The 3,758-nt window shown below is 57.4% G+C and carries 4 protein-coding genes; 3 read left to right on the top strand and 1 reads right to left on the bottom strand.

The window, feature by feature from the left end:
• The first annotated feature begins 641 nt into the window (after positions 1-641).
• Both PVW27_RS21215 and PVW27_RS21210 read left to right on the top strand, forming a co-directional pair.
• Complete coding sequence (locus PVW27_RS21215) at positions 642-1,523, top strand: phosphorothioated DNA-binding restriction endonuclease (RefSeq protein ID WP_274561165.1); 882 nt, start codon at positions 642-644, stop codon at positions 1,521-1,523.
• Positions 1,524-1,526: 3 nt separating this feature from the next.
• Positions 1,527-1,844 (top strand): nucleoside triphosphate pyrophosphohydrolase, encoded by a 318-nt coding sequence (locus PVW27_RS21210; RefSeq protein WP_274561163.1) that lies wholly within the window; start codon positions 1,527-1,529, stop codon positions 1,842-1,844.
• A gap of 221 nt (positions 1,845-2,065) precedes the next feature.
• Here PVW27_RS21210 and PVW27_RS21205 read toward each other — a convergent pair whose 3' ends face one another.
• Complete coding sequence (locus PVW27_RS21205) at positions 2,066-2,608, bottom strand: YecA/YgfB family protein (RefSeq protein ID WP_274561161.1); 543 nt, start codon at positions 2,606-2,608, stop codon at positions 2,066-2,068.
• A gap of 535 nt (positions 2,609-3,143) precedes the next feature.
• Here PVW27_RS21205 and PVW27_RS21200 point away from each other — a divergent pair.
• Entirely contained in the window at positions 3,144-3,482 is a 339-nt protein-coding gene (locus tag PVW27_RS21200) for a hypothetical protein (protein ID WP_274561159.1), read from the top strand.
• Positions 3,483-3,758: the final 276 nt, after the last annotated feature.

The raw sequence follows: 3,758 nt of genomic DNA, 5'->3' as shown, positions 1-3,758 counted from the left end.
CCACAGTGAAAATCCTCCCGCCCTCCCTGTCGCCAGAAAGGGTAAAGGTGGACGACTTTTACGCCGCCCGCAGCAGGCTCATCCCGCCGCTACCGTGGCCGACTTTCGCACCGCCGTTCTCAAGCAATAGAAGCACAAGGCTGCGGTTGCCGACTGTGGCGTAAATGCATGATGATTATGTCATAATGTTGACCAGGACGGGCCCGCCCACAGTCCAAATGCAGCTTGCCACGAGCGACAGGCCAATATTTAGACCCGAAGAGCGCTGTTGTAGAGCGAAGGACTGGAATCCGGCTGGCGCTTCCTCGATCGATTTCAGACAACACGCGCGGTTTCAACCGATGCCAATCGGTGAGTGGACGCCCGCAAAGCCGAAGCAAACTTCTAGGTAGCTCTGGAAACTGAACCTCTGGCCGCGTAATTGACGTCAATCAGCCTCCGGCAAACCCGGCGCGGTTCATTCCGCGATGAACTCCTCAACGGAGATCCGCCTCAATCGAACTTACTCTGACAGAGTCATATGAGGCCATCGCTCCGGCAGTTTGAATGCCAGCGGAAAACGCCCACTCCCAGCTTTGAGACATTGCGGGAATCTGCTAGCCTCGAACAAACGATTGGGCAGGCGGGCAAAAAATAGAAAGATGCAAGGTGATCTTCTCAGCCGCTTCGATTCAATTCGCCTGTTCACCAAGGGTGGAGTGCAGGCGCCACACAAACCCTTGCTCCTTCTCTACGCGCTCGCCCAGCTGAAGAACGCCAAAATCGAGCGCATCGCCTTCACCGATGCCGAGGACACAGTCGGCCCACTCGTCCAGACCTATGGTCCGTTCAACGCAGATCCGAGGGTAAATTACCCCTACGCCCGCCTCGCCAACGACAAGAGCGGGATTTGGTGGATCGAAGAGCACGAGAAGAACCCCTCCGGCGATCTGCGCCTCACCGAAGCGCGTAACCGAAATATTAAAGCCGGCTTTTCTGATGATGTCCTGCGAGCATTCCGCGAGGACCCCAAGCTCATCGATCTAGTCGCGATTAATCTTCTTGAACGGAATTTTCCGCCGAGCCTTCACCCCGATGTCCTAGAGGCTGTCGGCCTTTATCTCGGTCAGGATGAGTTTGAAGCGTTTATCCGCAAAAAGCGTGATCCGCGGTTTCGCAATATCGTCCTCACCGCCTATTACGAGCAGTGCGCGATATGCAAATGCGACATCAAAATGAATGGAGCGCCCATCGCCCTCGAAGCCGCGCACATACAAATGCACGCAGCCGGGGGCCCCGACGAGGTCAACAACGGCCTGGCCTTGTGCGTCATACATCACAAGCTTTTCGACTTAGGCGCACTCACAGTGGACAGGAACATGAATGTCCGTGTGTCCGAGCGTGTCGTCGGCGAGTGGGGCCGAAAGCTCAACGACGAATTCCATGGAAGGCCCATCGCTCTGCCACGCAGTGAGACTATGGCGCCTTCGCCCCAGTACATTCACTGGCACAACAAGCAGATATTCAAAGGTACGGTGGGGTAATTGATGACCACAGGCAAGCTCGTCAGAGATCGCATCCCTGAGATTATTGAAGCCAACGGCCGCAATCCGGTTGTGAAGCAGCTGAGAGGTGAGGCGCTGCTCTCGGCGCTGTACGACAAGCTCGACGAGGAACGCGCGGAGTTTATCACCGCGGAGGGGGTCGAGGCGAAGTGCGAAGAACTGGCAGACATGGTCGAGGTCATCATCGCGCTGGCCAGCTATCATGGGTGCGATGAAATCGCACTCATGGAGATCCTGGCCCATAAGCGTGAAACCCGCGGCGGATTCAGAGAGGGGCTTTTCTATGAAGGCGACGACTGACCACGATCAGCCTTAGCAGCTGCATGTCCGTCGTCGAATGATTTGGGACATGCGGCGTGTTTTTGATAGATATTTTGAACGCCTTTTTTTTCAAAAATGTGCCCATTTTGGGCATTAGCGTCGGAACGATAATCCCGCATGAGGAGCTAGCTGTTCAAACGGTCGACCCTTATCTGATACGTGCCAGTCCACCATCACGGAACCGCGAGCGGTTGCTCAATCTACTGAGTTTTTCTCCAGTATGAGAAGATCTCGGCCACGGCATCCGGGATAGCGTTAGCGGCTTCGGCCAGGACTTCATCCAGGTTCTCCTGCGGGATGCCCATCAGCGAGTTTCCGTTGCCGTCCAGCAGATGGGCGACCATGGGAGCGATCAGATGCCCATCTGCGCCGCTCTCTGTCAGCCGCAGCCACTCTTTAGGACGCAGCGCCACCGCTTGCATGAAGCCCTCACACCAATCCATCGCGATGACATGGCCTTCTCTCGCCTGCCAGAATATGGGCTCGACGCTTGGCGGGTCGTTCATCAAGCCTTGGGCGACACCCATGTAGATATCCGTTATGTCGTCGATGACCCAATGGGGTACAGCTTCAGGCTCACCCCCCAGTGCCACATGTATCCACTCGTCAGACGGGATCTGCACCGGGGAGCAGATGACGCCATGGATGAACCCATCCAGGTCCGACAGCATCATGCAGTTTTCAGGGCTGTCGTCTGAGGACAAGTACCCGTCCAGCGCCTCTAAATCCAAGTTCTCTTCCATTCTCGATCCACCCCGCGTGTCCGAGCAAAGTCTTGGCATGGAACGAGCCGAGGGCAAGCCTGTTCTGGAAGAATGCGTCTGTGACAGGATGAGCTTCTTCCAGCCCGGTCCTGCCAGATTGATCGCAGCCGTATCCCCATCCCCGTCTGCCTGCGGCCATGCAGATGCAGATTGAGAGTTGACGGGGTTCCAACCAACGAGCCGCAGATTGAGCCATCAAGCCATCTGAAGCCGGGGGCTCAAAGGCTTACACCCGGCTGAGACACCCCCTTGAGCGATGCCTGCTATCGCCGCACCCGGCGCCGCTCGACCTCAAATCTCCTCTCCCTGGAGAGCGGATGCTCACGGCCGAGCGCTCTCCAGAACCCGTTCCCGTTTGCCCAGTTCAGGAACTGGCTGAAGCTGTCGGCCTGATCCCTGTATCCGTCTTGAGGCCGCGGCGCTTGCAACGACGCTCGCGGTGCCCGCCGCGCGTCTTGCCCCTGCCCTCCTCTCCATCGCGGCGCCGTTCACCTGTCGACGGCGCGGGATCGAGATGAAGATCATTGCCGGCGAGCGCGCGCGGTCCCCCGACGCTGCGCTCCTGCGGGCCCTGCGCAACGCGCATCGCTGGTCGGCCCCGTTGCGCAGCGGAACATCCCTGAAGGCAATTGCTGACATGCATGGATACTCCGAAAGCTATGTCGCCCGCAAACGCCGCCACATCGCTGATCACGGCGCGTCTCTGCCGGACAAGCGACCACGCAAGCCGCTGAAATCTCACGGGAAATTAACGCGTATTCCGTACAGGGAAATGAGACTGGGGTTGGTGGCGGAGCGAAGGGCATTCGAACCGCCCAGAAACTTTCTTGCTCCTAAGAAATTTCCGAAGTAGCTCAAATTTCCTGGAGCCCCAGCAAGTATCCTTTCTGCCACCGTGCCGATTACGCCTGGATTTGACCAGATCCATTTTTTTCTAGTTGTCTTTCAACGATGCTGACCTGCCCGCCTCAAGCCAAGTTCCTCTGACAAGGCCTCTGCAATCGCCAAGAGGTGGCTGCGGAAATCTGAACAGCCAGGATAAGTGGATTTTCCGCGCAATGGCAGCATGATGCTGCGAGCGAGGAGAAGACCATGGCAAGACGACCACGCCGGAACCACAGCCCGGCAT

This window comes from Seohaeicola sp. 4SK31 (assembly GCF_028802875.1).
In the GTDB taxonomy this organism is placed as follows: Bacteria; Pseudomonadota; Alphaproteobacteria; order Rhodobacterales; family Rhodobacteraceae; genus Seohaeicola.
The sequence above is the reverse complement of the archived record's forward strand: the minus strand, read 5'-3'. Positions and strand labels throughout refer to the sequence as shown.

What these genes read in the sequence shown, in the direction of transcription:
- PVW27_RS21215 (WP_274561165.1), top strand. Translation starts at nt 642, where the DNA reads ATGCAAGGTGATCTTCTCAGCCGCTTCGATTCAATTCGCCTGTTCACC.
- PVW27_RS21210 (WP_274561163.1), top strand. Translation starts at nt 1,527, where the DNA reads ATGACCACAGGCAAGCTCGTCAGAGATCGCATCCCTGAGATTATTGAA.
- PVW27_RS21205 (WP_274561161.1), bottom strand. Translation starts at nt 2,608, where the DNA reads ATGGAAGAGAACTTGGATTTAGAGGCGCTGGACGGGTACTTGTCCTCA.
- PVW27_RS21200 (WP_274561159.1), top strand. Translation starts at nt 3,144, where the DNA reads ATGAAGATCATTGCCGGCGAGCGCGCGCGGTCCCCCGACGCTGCGCTC.